Source organism: Actinobaculum sp. oral taxon 183 str. F0552 (genome assembly GCF_000466165.1).
GTDB lineage: Bacteria > Actinomycetota > Actinomycetes > Actinomycetales > Actinomycetaceae > Peptidiphaga.
On record NZ_KE951450.1, the window covers coordinates 18,001 to 36,418 of the forward strand.

The window sequence follows — 18,418 nt, forward strand, 5'->3', positions numbered from 1 at the left end:
CGGGCGGCGAACCCCGCCCGCCGGCGCGCTCGCGGGGAGCCCGCGGCTCAGCTGACGGGCTTGAGAGCCGCGGCTCCGAAGGAGACGGAGAAGCGGACGCACCACAGGTCCACCGTCGGCCATCGGGCCGGGTCGAAGCCCTTGGGCAGGTTGTAGAGCTGGTCCCCGCGGTTTCCCTTGATCGGCGCGACGTCGAGATGGCGGTGCTTCTCCGCCGTGTGCCATCCGGCCTTCCCCTCGACCACCGGGCCCGCGCTCATCCACACGCGGACGTCCGGCCCGGTCGTCGTCCTGAGCCCGGCGAGCGCCAGTTGATACCGTCCGTCGGGCAGCCGGTAGAGGCTCGCCGTCCCGGCTGTCTCGTGTTCGTGGGAGACGAACGTTCCCCGCGAAATCAGCGTCGCCGTTCCCGCCTGCCGTCCCGACGAGCCCCCGGCCGACGCGGTCGGCAGTTCGTCGTGCACGTCGTTGTCCACCCACAGCAGCCAGGGCTGGAAGATCGCCAACCCCGCTGCCAGGACGACGAGCCCGAGCCCGCCGAGTATGAGGTACAGGCGTCGGCGCGAGCGCTTTCGGTCTGTTCGGATCATGAGCGCACCTCCGCAAGTTATCCGTTCAACTATATCGTGTCGTTCGGATCGCACTCGCACCCGAGGAGCGTCCTGACGCCTTCTTCAGGCCGATCAGCCGCGGCGACCGCTCCCGCAAAGGAAGCGTACGGGCCACCGTCGGATTCGCCTCCTCCATGAGGGGATCCCGTGCCCGAGGGGCGTCCGGTCGGGGGAGGCGCCGGCCGGACGCCCCGAACTGGCTACTTCCCTCGGGCAGGCTGCTTCCCGTAGTTCGCCAGGCCTTTCAGCGCGTCGTCCATCTGGGCGTCCGAGAGGAGGGCGATGGGAGCGCCGCTGGCCATGGCGCGCAGGTGGACCTCGCACACGTATTCGAGGATCGGCAGCATGCCGACGGCCTTGGCCACCGTCGGGCCGATGGTGATGGCCCCGTGGTTCTTCATGAGGGCGCCGGTGCGGTCCCTCAACGCCTCGGTGACGTTCGCGGCCAGTTCGTCCGTGCCGAATCCCGCGTACGGCGCAACCCTGATGGCCCCGCCGAACATGACCGAGTAGTAGTGGGAGGGCGGGATCTCGTCGACGACGAGTCCGAGGGCCGTCGACGCCGGGGCGTGGTTGTGGGTGATGGCTCCCGCGTCGGTGGCGCGGTAGACGCTCAGATGGAGCGGAAGCTCGGATGACGGTTCGAGATCGCCGTCGACCCGTGCGCCGTCCGTGCCGACGACGACAACGTCCTCGGGGGCCATCTCCTCGTAGGGGACGCCGGAGGGCGAGATCGCGATGAGGTCTGCGGTGCGGATCGACACGTTTCCGGCCGTGCCGACGACGAGGCCTTGCCTCTGCATGAGCAGGCAGGTGTCGACCACCGCCCGGCGTTCGTCTTCCATGATCATGGCTGGGGCTCTACTTTCTCTCGAAGGCGTTCGGGTTGGCGAGGTGAGCCGGACGCTCGCCTCGGATGAAGGCCGCGATGTCGGCTGCGCCGATGCGCGCGGCCAGGCGCGCCGCCTCTTTCGAGGCGCCCGCCAGGTGGGGTGTGAGGACCACGCGGGGCGTCGACATGAGCCTGTGGTCGAGCGGCAGGGGCTCGGCGGGCAGGACGTCGAAGCCGGCCGCGAAGAGGTGGCCGGAGTCCAGGGCGTCGCACACGGCGTCGTAGTCGACGAGCTCTCCGCGAGCGCAGTTGACGAACACCGAATTGGCGGGCATGAGGGCCAGCGCCTCGGCGTCGATCATGTGGTGGTTGTCCGGCGTGGCGCGGGCGTGGAGGGTGACGATGTCGCTGCGGCGCAGCAGCTCCTCGAGGGTGTCGACGAATGCGACGCCCTCGCCCGACCGGTCGGCGGCCCACGGGTCGTGGACGAGGACGTCGCCTCCGAAGGAGGCCATGACGTGGGCGACTCGCCGTCCTACGGCGCCGTATCCGATCACTCCGACGGTGGAGGAGCCCACTTCGGGCCCCACGTTGTCGAAGATGTAGTAGTCGGATCGCCACTGGCCGGCCAGGAGTTCGGCGTTCCGCTGCGGGATCTGCCGCATGGCCGCCAGGATCATCCCCACCGAGTGCTCGGCGGTGGCCACGGCGTTGCGTCCGGGCGCGTAGGAGACGAGAACCCCGTGGTCGCTCGCCGCCTCGATGTTCACGTTGACGGGGCCCCCACGGCAGATGGCGATCATCTTCAGGTCGGGGCACGCCTCGATGACCTTCCTCGTGAACGGGAAGGTGTGGGAGAAGGCGACGTCGCACCCTCGGAGGGCCGCGACGAGCTCGTCCTCGTCGCCGGCGGCCTCCCTGACTTCGCCGACGTCGCCGTAGGGGGGAACCGGCCAGGTCGAGGCTATGGCGGCCAGCTGCGCTTCGGGGGCTGCGGCTGACATCGCCGTGCGCAGGACGTCGTCGGTGACGAAGCCGTCGGATGCCAGAAGGACTTTCATGCTCTCTCTCCATCGGTCGTGGCCTTGCGCAGTTCGCGCATCGGTTTCCATACGGGGCGCAGGGCTCGCCTGGTCTCCCGGAAGACGTCGTACGCGAAGGCGTAGACATCCTTCGCCTCCGGGTGCGGGTCGAACGCCTCCAGTGTGGCGCCGAGGGCTTCGGAGGCTGCGCGGACGTCCGGGAAACGACCGGCCGACACGAGGGCGAGCACCGCGGCTCCGCGGGCTCCGGCTTCGGGCGCGTCCTGGCGAAGGACGCGTCTGCCGGTTGTGTCGGCGAGGATCTGGCACAGGAGGTCGGAGCGGAAACCGCCGCCCGAGACGACGATGTCGCCTTCTATCCGCAGGGCGTCGATGCACTCGACGAGGGAGAACACGACGCCTTCGTACACGGATCGGAGGATGTCGGCGCGGCTGCTGGTCAGTGACATGCCCTGCCACGACGCCGAGGCGTTCGTGTCGAGGAAGGGCGCGCGTTCGCCTCCGGGAGATGCGTACGGCAGGTAGACGACACCGTGCGCCCCGGGGTTCGCCTCGCGGGCTATCGCCTCGATGTCGCTCCAGGATTCCTCGTTCAGGCCGAGGGTCGAACGGATCCAGTCGAGGTTGGGCGTGCCCGTCATGGGGGCCATGAATTCGAGCACCTGGGTGCCGTTGCCCGTGGCGAGCACCATGGACAGGTCCGAGCGGCGGTCGGCGATACTGGGGAGGAGGACTCCGACGAAGCCGGTCGTGCCGAGGATGAGCCACGACGCGCCGTCGCCTACCGCGCCCAGCCCCATGCCCGTGACGGCGACGTCGATCATTCCCACGCCGACGGGCGTGCCCGCGGGGATCCCGGTGAGTTCGGCGGCTTCGGCGGACAGCGGGCTCGCCTGGCCGGCTGGATGGCGGATGTCGGGGAGGAGCCCGAGGAAACGGTCGAGGCCGAGGTCCGCGGCGAGGTTTTCGTCGTATCCGGAGCCGTCGCGGACGTCGAGGAAGGTGCGTGAGGCCTCCGTGTGGTCCGTGGCCCGGACTCCCGTGAGCTTGAACCGAATCCAGTCCTTGCAGTTCAGGTGCGATGCCGCCTTGGCGACGGCGTCGGGATCGGTTTCGGCGAGCTCTTCGATGAGAACGGGGAAGAGACCGCCGAAGACCGTCGTTCCGGTGACGTCGAGCAATCTTCGGCCGCGGCCGTCGGCGTTCCATTCGTCGACGCGTCCGGCCGCGCGGCCGTCCATCCAGTTGGCCGCCCGGCGGGCCGGTTCGCCGTCCGCGTCGACGAGCCAGGCTCCGTCGCCTTGGCCCGTCAAGCCGATTCCGAGAACGGTGGCGTCGCCGAGCTGTGCCGCGACGTCGGCCAGGCATGCTACGACGGCGTCCCACAGGAGCGCCATGTCCTGCTCAGCCTCCCCGCGACCGCCGTAGTGAACCGGGACGGATTCGTGGTGGACTGCCCGGACCTCGCCCGTGAGATCGAAGGCGACGGCCTTGACGGCCGTGGTCCCACCGTCCACTCCGATGATGACTTCATTCATATTTCGCTCCTCATTGAGACAATCGGGGGCCGTTCCATGCGTGATCGTCGCCCGATTCGGCTATGCCGTGCGTTCCACGCTAATTTTCTCTGAAAGATTTGTCAACTGAAATGATAATATGAACCTGATTTTGCAAGATCGATGTAAAATTTCTTCGACATTGCCGAGCACCCGGAAGGCGACCAGCGACATGGCAGATTCGAACCCCGCGGCGCAGACCGACGCCGACGCCAAGCCCACCCCGGAGAGAAGGCGTTCGGCCATCGTGGACGCCGTCCTGGAGGACGGGACGCTGCGCATCGAGGGCCTGGCCGACTCCCTCGGAGTGTCGGCGGCGACGATATACCGGGATGTGCAGATCCTCGAGGACTCGGGACTGCTCACCCTCTCAAAAGGGGAGCTGCGACCCCGCGCATCCTCGACCGCCGAGCTTCCCCCGCGCATGCGGCGGATCCGGTCGCGCATCGAGAAGGGAGCCCTGGCCCAGGCGGCCGCGCGCCTCGTCTCAGCCGGGAACGCGGTGATCATCGACGACTCCTCGACCGCGCTGCCCATGGTCCCCGAGCTGGCGAAAGTCAACCCCCTGACGGTGATCACCAATTCGATGCCGGTCGCTCGGTCGCTGGCGGCGTCGAAGAACACCGAGCTCGTGCTCATCGGAGGCCGCTACTATCCCTGGGCCGAGGCCTTCTACGGAAGCTTGGGAACCGGCTTCGTCAAGAACCTGAGAGCCGACCTGTGCTTCATGTCCGACGCCGCCGTCTGGTACGACGGCGTGTACAACCCGACCGACTACGTCACGGATATGAAGCGGACGATGCTCGAGCAGTCCTTCCACCGAGTCCTCATGATCGACAACTCCAAATTCGCGCGCCGGGCCTGGCAGAAAACGACCTCGCTGACGACCTTCGAGACGATCCTCGTCGACGACGGAGCCACCGAGCAGCAACTAGACATGCTCGCGGCCAGCGGAGCGGAGGTCACGGTCGTGCCGGTGCCCGGACGGTGAGGCGGGGACCTGGATCCTGGCCGATGCAGGCTCTTGCCCATAGACTGGTCCACGTACCGACTCGAGGAGGAGCAACATGGACATCGCGGTGATCGGCTCAAACATGGTCGACCTGATCGCCTACATCAATCGGATGCCGGAGGAGGGGGAGACCGTCGAAGCGCCCGACTTCACGATAGGCTGCGGTGGCAAGGGCGCCAATCAGGCGGTGGCCGCCTCCCGGCTGGGATCGGACGTCTTGATGGTGACGCGCGTGGGCAACGACGTCTTCGCCGCTAACACGATCGAGAATTTCGCCCGCAACGGCATCGACACCGCGCACGTGCTGCCCACGGATGCGACATCCGGCGTCGCGCCGATCTTCGTCGATCCCCAGGCGCACAACTCGATCATCATCATCAAAGGCGCGAACGCGCTGCTCACCCCCGCCGACGTTGAGGCGGCCGAGCCCGACATTGCCCAGTGCAGCCTCATCGTGCTGCAGCTGGAAGTGCCCTTGGACACCGTGTACGCGGCGATCGACCTCGGGAAGCGGCACGGCATCCCGGTGCTTCTCAACCCTGCGCCCGCCCATCCCGACCTCGAGCTCGACCGCGTCAGGGGCTGCGCCTACGTCATGCCCAACGAATCCGAACTGGCGCTGCTGACCCGCATGCCCGTCGACACTCTTGAGGACGTCCAGCGGGCGGCCAGGGTGCTCCTGGGCGCGGGAGTGGAGAATGTCATCGTCACGCTCGGAGCGCGCGGAGCCTTCTGGATCGCTGCCTCGCAGGAGAAGCTCATACCGGCAGTGGAGGTCGCGGCCGTGGACACGACCGGCGCAGGCGACGCCTTCATCGGCTGCTTCAGCCACTATCTCGTGGCGAGCGGAGACGTCGAACGCGCGCTCCGACTGGCCAGTCACTATGCGGCCGATTCCGTGACGAAGCTGGGCACGCAGACGTCCCTGGCCACGAAGGCCGAATTCGAAGCGGCCTTCCCCCAGCTGTTCTGACGCCCTCGGGAATAAGCCGGCGATCTCAGCCGGACCACATGCGTTTGGCAGGCCCCGCTCGCCGCAATAGAAGCCGACCGGCCGCTGTAGTGCAGGCCGGTCGGCTGAGAAGCTAGACGCAGCTGAGGCGATCGTTCAGCGAGACCCGTCCGCTTCCTTGTACAAGCCCGCCAGTCTCTGATCGAAATAGGGGCCTCTGATGGTGTTGCGGCCGACCAGCATATGCGAGGTGACCGAGCGGACATAGCCTTGGCCCGTTCCATTGGCGTAGCTCTGCAGCCACGGGCCTCCGGAGGATCCGCCTTCGAAGTTGCATCCCTGCACCGTGTAGAAGTACCACGACTGCATCTGAGCGCGCGCGGTCTTCGACGAGCAGGACTTCATGGCCTGACCCCGGTCCAAATTGGCCGGATATCCGAAGATGTCGACGCCGAACGTCCAACTGCCTCCGGCGATGATGCCGTGCCCTCCGACCTTCTCATTGACCTTCCCGCCCGACGTTCCGTCGTGGGTCGTCACGAAGGCCACGTCGGAGTTGAACCCTACGGCGCTGTTGTTGCCTCCCTTGTCGATCCAATCTTTGTAGGCTCGCAGAGAAGCGGCCTGGAACTTCCCCTTCGGGGCCTTGCCGCGGTCGTATCCCGGAACGAAGACCCAGTTCTGGTGCCACTTCCCGTTCTTGCCGCCGCCGTGGACGCAGTGCCCGGCCGTGATCACCAGTCGCTTCGAGGAGCTCGTCACCGAGGAACCCGAGCAGACGTAGTCCTTCCCGTTGGTGGCGTTGCGGAAGAACACCTTGCCGTTGGTTTGGGAGTAGTTGGTGACCCGTCCGTCTGCCGTCTCGGCCTTCGTCGCCGAGGCATTGGCCGTCGGAGCCATGGGCTTGGCGACGACCTGCTCGGGAGCGGCCTTCCCCTCGTCCATCGGCTTGATGCTGTCTCCCGCTGCGGCCTGGGCCTGCGCATCGGCGATCTGCTCTGCACTCTCTATCGGCGTCGCATTGGCCATGCGCTCGGACGTCCAGTAGCTCTCAGCCGTCTGCCGGACGTAGGCCCCGTCACGCGACGAGTTCAGCGCCGTGGCCTGCTGGCTCTCCTTGGTCACGGTTTGGGGCTTGACGAGGTCATCGCCCTGGGAGGAGACGATAGGGGCCTTGACGGCGACGCTTTCGGACGATCCCTTCGACTTGGGCGTTTGATCCGCTGTCCCCTGGCCGTCGGCCGCGAATGCAGGAGCGGACAAAGCAAGCAAAGCAGCCATAATGCAGCTTGATATGTGAATGGATTTTTTCATCGTAACCTAACAATCACACCTTCAGAGCAATCCATTGTGATTCGATCGCTCGAAATATATTGGCTCATCGTTGCGCTGCGATAAGCACATTGTTCGACTATTGAATGATCAACTTTCTTCGTATCTAACGGATAAAGTCGATATTCTCGAGCATGAGCGCAATCGCTCACACGGCTAATTTAGGCGTCGAGTAGCGGGACGGTCAAGGCAATGGGGACTATGGACCATGCTCGGATTTCGACAGTCGCGGTCGACAGCGGAAAATTGAAATTTCAGTTAAATGGAGTCCCGAGCAGGCCTGCCAACGGCCGAGCAGGCTGGCGTCCGCGGCGACCCTCGTGCTCCCCGACTCTCCGAGAGCTGAACGCTCTCGCCGTGCGAAGCATGCCGTCATATGATGGGACAGCCGTCGGCGATGGTTCGGCGGTCACGTTGAGACGGCGGTTCGTCGTTTTCGCGTCATCACAATCGGAACCGGCACCTTCAGAGGCACCGAGACCGCTTCGGCGAAGGGTCGCGTTTCCGGCTGAACCCGGCAATACCCCTTTCACCCCTGCCGAGTTCGAAATTCCGCCGGGACTCGAACGGTTCCCCGCACCACTGCCGATCGGACAAGGAATCCCAATGGACTGTGTAACACTCAACAACGGCGTCAGCATGCCGATCCTCGGCTTCGGCGTCTACCAGGTCCCGCCCGAGGAGACCGAGCGGGCCGTCTCCCAGGCCCTGGAGGCCGGCTATCGCTCGATCGACACGGCCGCCGTGTACAACAACGAGGAAGCGGTGGGCCGCGCCATCGCCGCCAGCGGCATCCCGCGCGACGACCTGTTCGTCACGACGAAACTGTGGATCTCCGACGCCGGCGAGGGCTCGGCCCGGCAGGCCTTCGAGCGTTCGATGGACAAACTCGGCCTGGAGACGCTGGACCTGTACCTCGTCCACCAGCCCTTCGGCGACTACTACGGATCGTGGCGGGCCATGGAGAAGCTCTACGCCGAACGGAGAATCCGCGCGATCGGCGTATCGAACTTCTTCCCCGACAGGCTCATCGACCTGATCAACCACAACGAGATCGTCCCGGCCGTCGACCAGGTCGAGACCCATCCCTTCTTCCAGCGCGTCGCCGACCAGAATTTCATGGACAAACTCGGCGTCCGGATCGAGTCGTGGGGCCCCTTCGCCGAGGGCCGCAACGGCCTGTTCACTCACCCGACGCTGACGGCGATAGGCGAAGCCCACGGGAAGTCGGTGGCGCAGGTGGTTCTGCGCTGGCTGATTCAAAGGGGCGTCGTCGTCATCCCCAAATCGGTGCGGCCCGAGCGGATGCGCGAGAACATCGACGTCTTCGACTTCAATCTCTCCGACGCCGAGATGATGGACGTCACCGCGCTGGAGACGGGCAAGAGTCAGTTCTTGGACCACAGGGACCCCGAAGCGGCCAAGTTCCTCAGCACGCTGACGCTCACCAACGAATAAAGGCGTCGTTAACGGTTCCGGGGGCGCCGACCGCGGACGCCACCCGGACCGAGGTTCGATCGGAAGGATTGTGTCATGGCCACACCCAGCGTTCTCGTCGTCGGCTCCACAGGCAGCATCGGACGCCACGTCGTGCATGCTGCCGCGCTGCGGGGATTGGGGATCCGCGCGTTGAGCCGGGACGCGGCTCGCGCCAACCGCGCCTTCGCGGGGATCCCGGGAGTCGAAGTCGTGCAGGGAGACGCCACGGAGCCCGCCTCCCTCCTCCGCTTCGTCGACGCCGTGGACGCCGTCATCCTCGTCCACGGCGACGACTCCCGCCCCGAGGGCGTCGATTACGGCGTCGTGCCCGCGTTGCTGGGGGCGTTGAACGGGCGCCGGCCGCACGTGGCGCTCATGTCCTCGATCAACGCCACCGATGCGTCGGGTCCCTACGCCGATCTGCTGACCTGGAAGCGGCGCGGGGAGCGCCTGTTGCGGGCAAGCGGGCTGGCCTACACGATCGTGCGGCCCGGATGGTTCGACGCCGTCGAATTCGCCGACGACCGTCCCGTCCTCGCTCAGGGCGACACGGCGAGGATGGGAGGGGTGCGCCGCGAACACGTCGCTCAGACGCTCGTCGAGGCGGTCCTCACGCCGTCGGCATCCGGCCGAACCGTGGAGGTCTTCTCCGGGCCCGGCTCGCCGGTCTCCGACTGGGACGCGCTCTTCGCGGCAACCCAGGCGGATGCGCCCGGATCCCTCGACGGAGCCCTGGACCCGCCAAATCTCCCGCTGGACGGCGAACCCGCCCGGGTCGTGGCCGATTTGGAGCGCTTCGGGAAGAGGCCGCCGCGGTGAGTCCGCTGCGATCCGGCACTCGGTAGAGGCGCACTCCCCCACATCGACAGGGGCCTCCTGGCGAACGTCCGGGAGGCCCCTTGGCTACCATCAGCGTTCTCACAAATAACATAGATCGAGTGAGCCGAGAATCTCGCTCTTGACACAGTTCAAGTTTCTGACTCTGCCGTGTCCGATCGGCAGCAACTCATTGGTTAGGTGGACCGATACAACCGTCGGCTGCTACCGACTTTCCAACCTGCCCGAAGGCCGCAGGTTCCAGGTTGCCTTTGAAGGAGCGGGTCCTTTCCAACAGAAGTGGATATACGCTCTCGCACTGGGCTGCCACGCGGCACGAAAGTGCAAGACCGATCAAACGATTCAAGGCTACGTACGGAAAACACCTTTGGTTCGGCCCTGACATGGCCGGGTCCGAAGGCAGTAGAATCCTATTGGAGGTCCACCTCACCACAATCACATTTGACAATCGGGGGGCGAAATTAGTATGACCACAGTGACAGAACGCATCAAGGAGATCAAACAACCGCGAGGCGGCTATCTTCCCTTGCGTAATTTCACGGTCACGGACATGGATGAGATTGGGGAAGTCACTTCCCCTGAAAACATTCGTGCAAATTTGGTTGGCATCGCGGTCGACTATCTCACACGTTTTACAACGTATGGCGATCCCTTCTCAGCTTTCGAAATATCATTGCACGGAGCGCATCTGATCCAAGACGAGACGACGGCTCTGAATCTTTTGAGGCATCTAGATGGTCTGACAGACGATTCAATACGAGCTGCGTGTCAGTTGGTTGGATATGACGTTGTCTATCGTGCCGACCCATCCTGGTACAAGCCAGTACAAGACATTAACCCAGATCAGAATACTATCAATAATATTCGAAAAATGGTTCAAAGAATTAAACAAGTATCAACAGATGTAATTGGATACAAAGCTTAATGTTCATTATTAACCTTTCAGCAAGTCATTACATGTATAATTACAAATTTATTGATAAATCAATCCTATAATTATTTAATTAATGACTGACTGTAATATACAATGTATTTAATGGATTTTTGTATCTTAAAAATATCGAATATGAATTCGATAAATCATATATGTATGCTCATAAATTTATCAATAAGACCAATAAACAGATTAAATTACATTATTTACAGTCAAAAAGTTGTGTCAAGCTTTTGAGTCCTCTGATTGTGGTTGAGAATCTCATAATGCCGAAAAACCACTTCTCGCACCTATTTCGTTTTTCATTGGTAAATGTATTGAAATCATGATTAAACATGATTTAATCATCCAGCAAATAAATCGTCACGACCCTCTATCCACGGTGACATTCCACCTGAGGTAATCCCAGACACGGAACAGCCCCGCCGACAGACGGGGCTAGTTTCGATCCTCTCAACTTGCGTGGAGCTAAGGGGATTCGAACCCCTGACCTCTTCCATGCCATGGAAGCGCGCTACCAACTGCGCCATAGCCCCGTGCGGACTTCATAGATGTTACTCGAGCGGGCCTTTACCGGCAAATCGGAGGCGAGCGTTGAGATGCGGCTCACCGCAGGAGCTCATCGCCCACGAGATCCCCGACGGAGAAGGGGAATGCGGCGGCTGGCCGCCCCTACGAGCCGCCTCCCCTAGGCCTTCGCGCCGAGATTGTAGGCGTTGATCCTCCACGCGGGATGCCGTCCGACCTGGGAGGCGAGGATCGCCCAGTGGCAATTGTCCATGCCCCTGAGGCCGAACCAGTTCTCCGGGTCCATTCCCAGGAGCGCGCTCACCCCGCACGTGAGCGCCGAACCGTGGGCCACGACCACGACGGTCCCCTCCGCGCGTCCGGCCCATTCGTCGATCGCCGCGCTGACGCGCTCCCCCACGGCAGCCCTCGTCTCCACGCCGAGGCCCTCGGGCTGGCCCCCGGATGTCCAGGTCGCGAACTGCTCGGGCCATCCGCTGCGGATCGCGTCTCGGTCGAGCCCCTCCCACCGGCCGAAGTCGCGTTCCACCAGCCGGTCGTCGACGGCGACGTCCAAGTCGAGGGAATGCGCAAGGGCCTGGGCGGTCGAGTGCGCACGGGCCAGCGGAGAGCTGACGACGAGGCTCGGCGAGTATTCGGCCAGCACAGCAGCGGCGGCCTGGGCCTGGCTGCGTCCGCTGTCGTTCAGCGGGACGTCCAAGGACCCTTGGATCCGGCCGGCGATATTGAGATCCGTCTGACCGTGGCGCCACAGCACCACGCGGGAAGCGCTCACGCCGTGGCCCCGCTGTCCACGGCTCCCGCGTCCGCCGCCTCGCCCTGCCCGTCCGGGACGTCGAGATCGACGGACGGGCAGTCCCCCCACAGCCTGTCCAAAGCGTAGAAATCGCGATCCTCGTCCTGCTGGACGTGAACGACGAGGTCGCCGTAGTCGAGGAGCACCCAGCGGGCGTCGCCCAGGCCCTCGGTGTGCACGGGCCGAAGCCCCACAGCCTCGTGGAGCGCCCTCTCCACCTCGTCGACGAGCGAGCGCACCTGCCTGTCGCTGGAGCCGGACACGACGAGGAAGACCTCGGCCAGCGCGAGCCGCTCCGACACGTCGATGGCGAAGACGCTCGTCGCCTTGAGCTCATGGGCGGACTTCGCCGCGATCCGCGTGCACTTCAGCGATTCTTCCGAAACGGCCAATATCTCCCCTAGAACCCTGGCAGGCCGTAAGTGGCCGCTGCCGCTTCGAGGACGGGCTGAACGCCGTCGGACTTGAGGAAATAGCGGCCTACGAGGCCGATTCCCACGCCCAGGGCGAGTCCGATGAGTATCGCGATGAGCGTCATCAGCCACCCCCGTGGCTTCTCGTCCTCGAGCGCATCGGCGACGAGGTCGGAGTCGTATTCGCCCGTATCCCTGCGATAGCCGCTCGAGGAGTCGGGGAGCTGCGCCCCGACGATGGGTTCGGGCGCTTGAGGTATGGTCACCGTCCGGGCGTCGGAGGACCCGCTCTCAGCCGGTTCCTCGTCGGGGGCCGGTGCGCCGGGCGAATCCGACTGATCCTCGTGCTGGCTCTCGCGCTGAAGCCGTTGGAGGAGCGGAGCCCTCAAGGAGGCCGCCTGGGAGAGCTCTTGGTCGTCCGGTTCGTCGCCGCCGGCGGAGCCGGCCAGGTCGACGCCCGACGTCTGGGACGCGTCTTGTTCGAACCTGTTGAACACCGACTGCCTCGTCGGTTCCCTCGGCTCCTCCGGGGCGTCGCGGCGAGATGAGTCCGCGATCCTGCGCGGCTCCAGGGAGTGGGTGAACGGCCCCGACTCCAGACGCTCGTCGACGTGTTCGGGAGTCTCCACATCGGCCGCTCTCGAAGACAGCTGCGAAGGCATGGCCACGCCGGAATCGGATGCCCGGTCCTTCCTGTCGCTTCGAGGCTCGTTGAAGGACGCGACGACCGCGGGGTCGTCCTCGACGTGCCTCCAACGCGGCTCCCCCGAGGCTGCGTGCGCCTTGGCCCTCGCCGATTGACCCAGCCTCGTCCCCTCCGAAGACCTGCGGGTCGGCTCCGGAGCCCTCGTCAAATCCGAGGACCTGCTGCGCGACAAGTCCGACCTGCGGGTCGGCTCCGGGGATCTCGTCAGATCGGAGGACCTGCTGCGCGGCGAGTCCGAAGGCCTGGAACCCGATCGGGAGGGAGACTGCGCTGAGTGCGCCTCCATGGCCTCGCGCTCGCGCATCTCCTTGCGTGTGAGGCGCTTGAGGCGGATCTCCGCCGTCGGAGTGAGATCGTCAAGAGGGGACGCGCCATCCAGGATCGGCGCCAGCAAGCCCTTCGCCCGCATCTCGCGCCGTGACATCCTCGGTTGTTCGTCACTCATCGTTTATCCTTTCCGCTGCCCAGTGAGGTCCGCGTGCGAATCCCTGCCGTGCCCAGAGCTTCCAACCGCACGTGCGGAAACATCGTCGGAAACAACCATTCTATCCGAGCCTACATTCCCGTCGGCCCGATAGAGCCGATACTTGGCGATGTATTGCACCACGCCGTCGGGTACGAGATACCACGGTTGTATGCCGGACCTCACACGATTCCGGCAGTCCGTCGAAGAGATGGCCATCGCGGGGATCTCCATGAGGGTGATCCCCTCGGGAGGCAGCCCCGCCGTATCGAGCTGATGACCGGGCCGAGTCACGCCGACGAAATGCGCCATAGACCATAGCGCGTCCGAATTCTTCCAGCCTAGGATCTGAGGCAGCACGTCGGCCCCGGTGATGAAGAAGAAGTCGGCGTCGGGATAGACGCGGCGAAGGTCGCGCAGGGTGTCGATGGTGTAGGTCGTCCCCTCCCGCTCTATGTCGACGCGAGAGACCGAGAACCGCGGATTCGAGGCTGTGGCCACCACCGCCATGAGATAGCGGTGCTCGGCGAGCGTGACGTCCCTGTCCTGCTTGTAGGGCTGGTTCCCCGTGGGCACGAAGATCACTTCGTCGAGGTTGAAGACGCTGAGCACCTCGGAGGCGGCAACGAGATGTCCGTGATGGATCGGGTCGAAAGTCCCGCCCATGATTCCGATCCGGCGCCGACGCCCCTGGCTCCCCGTGACGAGCACCGGAACCTCGAACTCGGACATATCCCTCCCCTATACCTCGCGCGACGGCCCGCCCCACAAGGCCGTGCGAACGGCCCGCCCCACGACCTCGACATGCTGCCACATAGCTGTAGCCTACGTGTTTTCGGCCTCGTTTACGATGCCGCCGCACCATTCGAGAACAACCCCGGAGGACGGGAATACTCCCCGAAATCGCGGCGTTGCCCATGGTGGCACGAAACGAGCGAAAGGATTCGCCATATGGCAACTCAGGCCATCACCATCGAGAACTTCAATGAAACCGTCAAAGAGGGCATCGTTCTTCTTGACTTCTGGGCGTCCTGGTGCGGCCCGTGCAGGCAATTCGCGCCGATATACGAGGCGGCCTCGGAGCAGCACGGCGACATCGTCTTCGGGAAGGTGGACACCGAAGACCAGCAGGAGCTGGCCCGCGAGTTCGGCATCACGTCCATTCCCACGGTCATGGCCTTTCGTGACGGAGTCCGAGTGTTCTCCCAGCCCGGCGCACTCCCCAAGAAGCAGCTGGAGGACCTCATAAGCCAGGTCGAGGGCCTCGACATGGACGACGTGCGACGCAAGATCGAGGAGAGCAAGAAGTAAGGGCAGGGGAAGCCCTTCGAGAGGGTGGCGGCCGACCGGTTCGCCACCCTCGTCTCATGGGAGCAGGTCCCTGTGCCCGCAGGGGCAGACGGTGTCGATCCCCCTGGCGTAGAGGAGCGGCATGATGCCCCGGATCACCGAGGCGAGGTCGGTGGGAAGCGAGGCCGGTAGGAAGACGATTCCGTCCACGGCGCCGAGGCATATCCACTCTTCGACGGTGTCGGCCACGTCGTAGACCGTCCCCACGACGCTGGCCTTGCCGTCGAACACCGGCCTGCCGGTCATGGTCTCCACGAGCAGAGACCGCTCTCGGGCGGCGGGCATCGACCCGGAGACGATGATGCCGATCTCGGTGAGGAGGGTCAACTGCCGGTCGAAGGCGGCGGCCGCCGAACGCAGGGCGAATCTGGCTTCCCGAGCGCGGTGGGGATCGCCGGTCAGCAGATGGACGGAGTCGGCGAAGCGGGCGATCGCCTGAATGCTTGACGGCGTGAGGTCCTCGGCCGCCGTTCGCACGGCGAAGCCTATTCCGGCCGATCTGGCCTGCGCGGCGGCCCTGGCGATCGCGGCGAGATCGCATCCCTCGACCGGCTCGACGGCGATGGTCGCCCGCCCGCGACTCGACCGGGACAGGATGCCGACGGCCGCATTGATGGCGCCGACGGTGGGCGGAACCTCGACGCTGACCCCTCCTTCGCTGCGCGAGAGCATCCAAGCCGCCACTTTGACGGCCTCCGTGGGACGCGGGTCGTCCGAGCGCGAGCGAAAGGTCTTGTCAAGGCTGACGAAGTCGATGCCACCGCGCATCGCCGCGCACGCAGACGAGACGAGCCGCGAGAAATTGGCGTAGCCGACGGGAAGAACGGCGCCCACAGACGTCGACGCATTCGCATGGGCGGCTCCCAGGAGCGTCAGATCGATGCCTATCGACGCCTCCACAACGCCTTCGCACCCGCTGGAGCTCGTACTCGCCGGTAGATCCCTCGTCGCCAATTGAATTGTCATGGCATTCATCCGTTCGTATTCGGCCAAGTCATTTCGGCATACGCGAGCGAGTCGCGCTGGACCCCGCGATGCGGTCCCGGAGACGCCGGGACCGAGACATCTACGGCGTAGGAAGCGGTATGAAATTCCACATCCGCTTTTGACGGGCCCATTCCGCGTGGGAAACAAGAGGCGGCTTCCGCGGATATGCGCCGTCACTGGATATCAAGCAACTTACGGTTTAGTAAACCAGCGGCCCATCCATATAGCAAGACATCGGCACGCGAGTGTGGAAGTTCTCACTGAGGCCGACGCGGGCGGCAGACGTTTCGGACGGCGCCCGCCGCCGTCAGCCCTCCTCGGCGGGATCGACCCATAGACCCGCCTGCCGGTCCATCCACAGCCCTTCGCGGGCATCGGCCTTCGCGTCCATGCGCTCGTGGTAGGCGGCCTTGCGCTCCTTGCGCGAGGAGCGCCTCCCCTCGTCGAGCCGGAGGTCTGTGCCGCGCGGACCGAGGAGTTCGGCACCCGTGCGCATCGTCGGCTCCCAGTCGAAGATGACCCCCGAATCCTCCGGGCCGATGACCACCGTGTCGCCGGCGCGGGCCCCGGCCTCGACGAGGGCGTCTTCGACTCCCAGGGCGTTGAGGCGATCGGCGAGATAGCCGACCGCCTCATCGTTGTCGAAGTCGGTTTGGCGAATCCATCGTTCGGGTTTGCCGCCGCGGACGAGATAGAACTCCTGTCCGCCCTGACTCCTGCGCGAGACCGTGAACCCGTCCTCACGCCGAGCTCGCGGACGGGGCGAAAGGCGCGGCGCCGCCGCGGGGGCGGGGACTGCTTCGCGCGCCTCGGCGACCGCGGACGCCAGGGCGAAGGAGAGCTCGCGGAGACCTTCGCGCGAGACGGCAGAGACGAGGTGGGTGGGCAGCCCGCGGCTGCGGAGGTCGTCGCGCACGAACTCGGCGAGCTCGCGTCCGTCCGGCACGTCTATCTTGTTGAGGACGACGAGCCGTGGGCGTTCCATGAGCGGGATGCCGCCTTCCGCGGGATCCAACTGCTGTGCGTAGGCTCCGAGCTCGGCCTCCAGCAGGTCGAAGTCGGAGAGCGGATCGCGGCTCGACTCGACGGCCGCGCAGTCGACGACATGGACGATCACCGCGCAGCGCTCGATGTGCCGGAGGAACTCCAGACCGAGGCCTCTTCCCTGCGACGCTCCGGGGATGAGGCCGGGCACGTCGGCGATCGTGTAGCGCTCCTCCCCCGCCTGCACCACCCCGAGGTTCGGGACGAGGGTCGTGAACGGATAGTCGGCGATCTTGGGTCGGGCCGCGGACATGGCCGCGATGAGCGACGACTTGCCGGCGCTCGGGAATCCGACGAGGGCGACGTCCGCCATCGACTTGAGCTCGAGGACGACGTCCCGGCTCTCCCCCTCGTCGCCCAGCAGGGCGAAGCCCGGCGCCTTCCTTCTGGGAGACGCCAGCGCGGCGTTGCCGAGCCCTCCGCGGCCTCCCCTGGCCACCACAAGGCGGTCTCCGGGGGCGGTCAGATCCCCGAGCACGTCCCCCTCGGGCGTTCTGACGACCGTTCCCAGGGGCACCTTGAGGATCCGGTCCTCGCCGTTGCGCCCGGCCCGCATGTCGCCGGCGCCCTGGGTTCCCGATCCGGCCTTCTGATGGGGGGAGCGATGGAAGGAGAGCAGCGTAGTCACCTGGGGATCCACCTCAACGACGACGTCGCCGCCGTGCCCCCCGTTCGCGCCGTCGGGCCCCGCGAGCGGCTTGAACTTCTCACGCCGTACGGATGCGCATCCGTTGCCGCCCGCACCGGCCTGCACGTGCAGGACGACGCGATCGACGAAACTGACCACGGCAGCCTCCTCGTCCGTTATAGGAAAAGGGGCGGAAGGAACCTTCCGCCCCGTGATCTGCGACGAGACCTCAAGCCTCGGCGGTCACGATGTCGATGACCCTGCGATCGCGACGAGTCCCGAACTTGACGTGGCCGGCCGTCAAGGCGAACAGGGTGTCGTCCCTGCCGCGCCCGACGTTGACGCCGGGGTGGAAGTGAGTGCCGCGCTGGCGGACGATGATCTCGCCGGCGTTGACGAGCTCGCCTCCGAAACGCTTGACGCCCAGACGCTGCGCATTGGAATCCCGGCCGTTGCGGGAGGAGCTGGCGCCCTTCTTGTGTGCCATGGCTGAAACCTGCCTTTACGTTGGTGGAGCGAACTCACTCGATGCCGGTGACCTTGAGGCGGGTCAGCTTCTGACGGTGACCCTGGCGCTTGCGGTACCCGGTCTTGTTCTTGTACTTGACGATGGAGATCTTGGGGCCGAGCTCCGGCCGGACGATCTCGGCCGTCACCTTCGCCTCGATGCCGTCGGCAGCCGTGGTGATCTTCGTGCCGTCGACGAGCATGAGGGGTTCGAGCTCGACCGTGTCGCCGACCTCGCCGTCCAGCTTGTCGACCACGACGACGGAACCGACGGACACCTTCTCCTGACGGCCGCCTGCCTTGACAATCGCGTACACCACGTTACTGCTCATCTCTGTATCGATCGACACCCGCACGCCGTGCGAGTCTTACGGGCTGAGGAGGCGCTGAATGCGCCGACTCTCTACG

General features: G+C 65.0%; 19 protein-coding genes and 1 tRNA gene. 6 read left to right on the forward strand and 14 right to left on the reverse strand.

Annotated elements, in window-relative coordinates; translation table 11 throughout:
* Positions 1 to 47 precede the first annotated feature (47 nt).
* The 4 genes from HMPREF0043_RS07500 to HMPREF0043_RS07515 form a co-directional block, all read right to left on the reverse strand.
* Positions 48 to 590 carry a DM13 domain-containing protein gene (locus tag HMPREF0043_RS07500; RefSeq protein WP_021602405.1) on the reverse strand — a complete coding sequence of 181 codons (543 nt, stop codon included), beginning with the start codon at positions 588 to 590 and terminating at the stop codon, positions 48 to 50.
* A 221-nt stretch (positions 591 to 811) separates the two neighbouring features.
* Entirely contained in the window at positions 812 to 1,462 is a 651-nt protein-coding gene (locus HMPREF0043_RS07505) for a class II aldolase/adducin family protein (RefSeq protein ID WP_021602407.1), read from the reverse strand.
* A 10-nt stretch (positions 1,463 to 1,472) separates the two neighbouring features.
* Positions 1,473 to 2,504, reverse strand: coding sequence for a 2-hydroxyacid dehydrogenase (locus tag HMPREF0043_RS07510; protein ID WP_021602408.1), 1,032 nt, complete (start codon positions 2,502 to 2,504; stop codon positions 1,473 to 1,475).
* Positions 2,501 to 4,024 (reverse strand): FGGY-family carbohydrate kinase, encoded by a 1,524-nt coding sequence (locus HMPREF0043_RS07515; protein WP_021602409.1) that lies wholly within the window; start codon positions 4,022 to 4,024, stop codon positions 2,501 to 2,503. The genes HMPREF0043_RS07510 and HMPREF0043_RS07515 overlap by 4 nt, the downstream gene beginning before the upstream one ends.
* Positions 4,025 to 4,214: 190 nt before the next feature.
* On the opposite strand from HMPREF0043_RS07515, the gene HMPREF0043_RS07520 reads away from it, so the two are divergent.
* Positions 4,215 to 5,033 (forward strand): DeoR/GlpR family DNA-binding transcription regulator, encoded by an 819-nt coding sequence (locus tag HMPREF0043_RS07520; protein ID WP_021602411.1) that lies wholly within the window; start codon positions 4,215 to 4,217, stop codon positions 5,031 to 5,033.
* Positions 5,034 to 5,109: 76 nt separating this feature from the next.
* Positions 5,110 to 6,027: a ribokinase gene (gene rbsK, locus HMPREF0043_RS07525; protein WP_021602412.1), complete on the forward strand. Its 918-nt coding sequence runs from the start codon at positions 5,110 to 5,112 to the stop codon at positions 6,025 to 6,027.
* A gap of 135 nt (positions 6,028 to 6,162) precedes the next feature.
* Here the strand turns inward: rbsK and HMPREF0043_RS07530 are convergent, their stop codons facing one another.
* The gene (locus tag HMPREF0043_RS07530) at positions 6,163 to 7,278 is read right to left on the reverse strand and encodes a trypsin-like serine peptidase (RefSeq protein ID WP_232206079.1); all 1,116 of its coding nucleotides are present in this window, start codon (positions 7,276 to 7,278) and stop codon (positions 6,163 to 6,165) included.
* Between the two features lie 666 nt (positions 7,279 to 7,944).
* Between HMPREF0043_RS07530 and HMPREF0043_RS07535 the strand changes: the two genes are divergently transcribed.
* The 3 genes from HMPREF0043_RS07535 to HMPREF0043_RS11145 all read left to right on the forward strand — a co-directional run bounded on the left by HMPREF0043_RS07535 (position 7,945) and on the right by HMPREF0043_RS11145 (position 10,579).
* Positions 7,945 to 8,796 (forward strand): aldo/keto reductase, encoded by an 852-nt coding sequence (locus tag HMPREF0043_RS07535; protein WP_021602415.1) that lies wholly within the window; start codon positions 7,945 to 7,947, stop codon positions 8,794 to 8,796.
* Between the two features lie 75 nt (positions 8,797 to 8,871).
* Positions 8,872 to 9,636, forward strand: a complete 765-nt coding sequence (locus tag HMPREF0043_RS07540; protein ID WP_021602416.1) for an SDR family oxidoreductase — start codon at positions 8,872 to 8,874, stop codon at positions 9,634 to 9,636.
* A 493-nt stretch (positions 9,637 to 10,129) separates the two neighbouring features.
* Positions 10,130 to 10,579 (forward strand): hypothetical protein, encoded by a 450-nt coding sequence (locus HMPREF0043_RS11145; RefSeq protein ID WP_156897554.1) that lies wholly within the window; start codon positions 10,130 to 10,132, stop codon positions 10,577 to 10,579.
* A 472-nt stretch (positions 10,580 to 11,051) separates the two neighbouring features.
* On the opposite strand, the gene HMPREF0043_RS07545 is transcribed toward HMPREF0043_RS11145, so the two are convergent.
* From HMPREF0043_RS07545 to nadD, 5 genes are all read right to left on the reverse strand, one after another.
* Positions 11,052 to 11,124 (reverse strand) — tRNA-Ala (locus tag HMPREF0043_RS07545).
* A 152-nt stretch (positions 11,125 to 11,276) separates the two neighbouring features.
* The gene (locus HMPREF0043_RS07550) at positions 11,277 to 11,891 is read right to left on the reverse strand and encodes a histidine phosphatase family protein (RefSeq protein ID WP_021602419.1); all 615 of its coding nucleotides are present in this window, start codon (positions 11,889 to 11,891) and stop codon (positions 11,277 to 11,279) included.
* On the reverse strand, positions 11,888 to 12,304 hold the full coding sequence (rsfS, locus tag HMPREF0043_RS07555) for a ribosome silencing factor (protein WP_021602420.1): 417 nt from the start codon (positions 12,302 to 12,304) through the stop codon (positions 11,888 to 11,890). The genes HMPREF0043_RS07550 and rsfS overlap by 4 nt, the downstream gene beginning before the upstream one ends.
* 8 nt (positions 12,305 to 12,312) lie before the next feature.
* On the reverse strand, positions 12,313 to 13,476 hold the full coding sequence (locus tag HMPREF0043_RS07560; RefSeq protein ID WP_021602421.1) for a hypothetical protein: 1,164 nt from the start codon (positions 13,474 to 13,476) through the stop codon (positions 12,313 to 12,315).
* Positions 13,477 to 13,479: 3 nt separating this feature from the next.
* Positions 13,480 to 14,226 carry a nicotinate-nucleotide adenylyltransferase gene (gene nadD, locus HMPREF0043_RS07565; protein ID WP_021602422.1) on the reverse strand — a complete coding sequence of 249 codons (747 nt, stop codon included), beginning with the start codon at positions 14,224 to 14,226 and terminating at the stop codon, positions 13,480 to 13,482.
* Positions 14,227 to 14,445: 219 nt separating this feature from the next.
* Between nadD and trxA the strand changes: the two genes are divergently transcribed.
* Positions 14,446 to 14,805 (forward strand): thioredoxin, encoded by a 360-nt coding sequence (trxA, locus tag HMPREF0043_RS07570; RefSeq protein ID WP_021602423.1) that lies wholly within the window; start codon positions 14,446 to 14,448, stop codon positions 14,803 to 14,805.
* Between the two features lie 54 nt (positions 14,806 to 14,859).
* Here the strand turns inward: trxA and HMPREF0043_RS07575 are convergent, their stop codons facing one another.
* From HMPREF0043_RS07575 to rplU, 4 genes are all read right to left on the reverse strand, one after another.
* Positions 14,860 to 15,810: a hypothetical protein gene (locus HMPREF0043_RS07575; RefSeq protein ID WP_156897555.1), complete on the reverse strand. Its 951-nt coding sequence runs from the start codon at positions 15,808 to 15,810 to the stop codon at positions 14,860 to 14,862.
* Positions 15,811 to 16,138: 328 nt separating this feature from the next.
* Positions 16,139 to 17,662, reverse strand: a complete 1,524-nt coding sequence (gene obgE / locus HMPREF0043_RS07580) for a GTPase ObgE (RefSeq protein WP_021602427.1) — start codon at positions 17,660 to 17,662, stop codon at positions 16,139 to 16,141.
* A gap of 70 nt (positions 17,663 to 17,732) precedes the next feature.
* Positions 17,733 to 17,990: a 50S ribosomal protein L27 gene (gene rpmA, locus HMPREF0043_RS07585; protein WP_021602428.1), complete on the reverse strand. Its 258-nt coding sequence runs from the start codon at positions 17,988 to 17,990 to the stop codon at positions 17,733 to 17,735.
* Positions 17,991 to 18,024: 34 nt separating this feature from the next.
* On the reverse strand, positions 18,025 to 18,342 hold the full coding sequence (rplU, locus tag HMPREF0043_RS07590; protein WP_021602429.1) for a 50S ribosomal protein L21: 318 nt from the start codon (positions 18,340 to 18,342) through the stop codon (positions 18,025 to 18,027).
* Positions 18,343 to 18,418: the final 76 nt, after the last annotated feature.

What these genes read in the sequence shown, in the direction of transcription:
- HMPREF0043_RS07560 (WP_021602421.1), bottom strand. Translation starts at nt 13,476, where the DNA reads ATGAGTGACGAACAACCGAGGATGTCACGGCGCGAGATGCGGGCGAAG.
- rbsK (WP_021602412.1), top strand. Translation starts at nt 5,110, where the DNA reads ATGGACATCGCGGTGATCGGCTCAAACATGGTCGACCTGATCGCCTAC.
- HMPREF0043_RS07575 (WP_156897555.1), bottom strand. Translation starts at nt 15,810, where the DNA reads ATGACAATTCAATTGGCGACGAGGGATCTACCGGCGAGTACGAGCTCC.
- nadD (WP_021602422.1), bottom strand. Translation starts at nt 14,226, where the DNA reads ATGTCCGAGTTCGAGGTTCCGGTGCTCGTCACGGGGAGCCAGGGGCGT.
- HMPREF0043_RS07500 (WP_021602405.1), bottom strand. Translation starts at nt 590, where the DNA reads ATGATCCGAACAGACCGAAAGCGCTCGCGCCGACGCCTGTACCTCATA.
- HMPREF0043_RS07535 (WP_021602415.1), top strand. Translation starts at nt 7,945, where the DNA reads ATGGACTGTGTAACACTCAACAACGGCGTCAGCATGCCGATCCTCGGC.
- HMPREF0043_RS07520 (WP_021602411.1), top strand. Translation starts at nt 4,215, where the DNA reads ATGGCAGATTCGAACCCCGCGGCGCAGACCGACGCCGACGCCAAGCCC.
- HMPREF0043_RS07540 (WP_021602416.1), top strand. Translation starts at nt 8,872, where the DNA reads ATGGCCACACCCAGCGTTCTCGTCGTCGGCTCCACAGGCAGCATCGGA.
- trxA (WP_021602423.1), top strand. Translation starts at nt 14,446, where the DNA reads ATGGCAACTCAGGCCATCACCATCGAGAACTTCAATGAAACCGTCAAA.
- HMPREF0043_RS07515 (WP_021602409.1), bottom strand. Translation starts at nt 4,024, where the DNA reads ATGAATGAAGTCATCATCGGAGTGGACGGTGGGACCACGGCCGTCAAG.
- HMPREF0043_RS07510 (WP_021602408.1), bottom strand. Translation starts at nt 2,504, where the DNA reads ATGAAAGTCCTTCTGGCATCCGACGGCTTCGTCACCGACGACGTCCTG.
- rplU (WP_021602429.1), bottom strand. Translation starts at nt 18,342, where the DNA reads ATGAGCAGTAACGTGGTGTACGCGATTGTCAAGGCAGGCGGCCGTCAG.
- HMPREF0043_RS07505 (WP_021602407.1), bottom strand. Translation starts at nt 1,462, where the DNA reads ATGATCATGGAAGACGAACGCCGGGCGGTGGTCGACACCTGCCTGCTC.
- rpmA (WP_021602428.1), bottom strand. Translation starts at nt 17,990, where the DNA reads ATGGCACACAAGAAGGGCGCCAGCTCCTCCCGCAACGGCCGGGATTCC.